The sequence below is a fragment of the Galbibacter kalidii genome (assembly GCF_026241135.1).
Lineage (GTDB): Bacteria > Bacteroidota > Bacteroidia > Flavobacteriales > Flavobacteriaceae > Galbibacter.
The window spans coordinates 1-796 of record NZ_JAPFGA010000071.1 but is presented as its reverse complement, the minus strand read 5'-3'; the positions used below and the strand labels follow the sequence as shown (position 1 = coordinate 796).

Sequence of the window (796 nt, the reverse complement as noted above, 5' to 3'; positions counted from 1 at the left end):
CTGGCGTAACCCTTCCGATCTTTGCCCGTGGCACATGGATGAAACCTACGTGAAGGTCAATGGCCGCTGGGCGGGCACTGTTGCAAAGTTAGCGATGAGGCAGCCTTTTGTCTTATTCAAAGGCCTTACATTTCAAAAACTCTGCTTACCAGGCGCATTTCGCCCAGGGGATCACCATAATAAAATGCTGAGGCCTGGCCTTTGCGTAGTGCACGCATCACCTCAATACCTTTGATGGTGGCGTAAGCCGTCTTCATGGATTTAAATCCCAGCGTGGCGCCGATTATCCGTTTCAGTTTGCCATGATCGCATTCAATCACGTTGTTCCGGTACTTAATCTGTCGGTGTTCAACGTCAGACGGGCACCGGCCTTCGCGTTTGAGCAGAGCAAGCGCGCGACCATAGGCGGGCGCTTTATCCGTGTTGATGAATCGCGGGATCTGCCACTTCTTCACGTTGTTGAGGATTTTACCCAGAAACCGGTATGCAGCTTTGCTGTTACGACGGGAGGAGAGATAAAAATCGACAGTGCGGCCCCGGCTGTCGACGGCCCGGTACAGATACGCCCAGCGGCCATTGACCTTCACGTAGGTTTCATCCATGTGCCACGGGCAAAGATCGGAAGGGTTACGCCAGTACCAGCGCAGCCGTTTTTCCATTTCAGGCGCATAACGCTGAACCCAGCGGTAAATCGTGGAGTGATCGACATTCACTCCGCGTTCAGCCAGCATCTCCTGCAGCTCACGGTAACTGATGCCGTATTTGCAGTACCAGCGCACGGCCCACAGAATGATGT

General features: G+C 53.6%; 1 protein-coding gene and 1 pseudogene. One reads left to right on the top strand and one right to left on the bottom strand.

Annotated features, from left to right (window positions below):
- Positions 1-73 (top strand): annotated as a pseudogene (locus tag OOZ15_RS19905) (IS6 family transposase); the annotation flags it as partial.
- Positions 74-125: 52 nt separating this feature from the next.
- On the opposite strand, the gene OOZ15_RS19900 reads toward OOZ15_RS19905, so the two are convergent.
- On the bottom strand, positions 126-794 hold the full coding sequence (locus OOZ15_RS19900) for an IS6 family transposase (RefSeq protein ID WP_044117068.1): 669 nt from the start codon (positions 792-794) through the stop codon (positions 126-128).
- Positions 795-796: the final 2 nt, after the last annotated feature.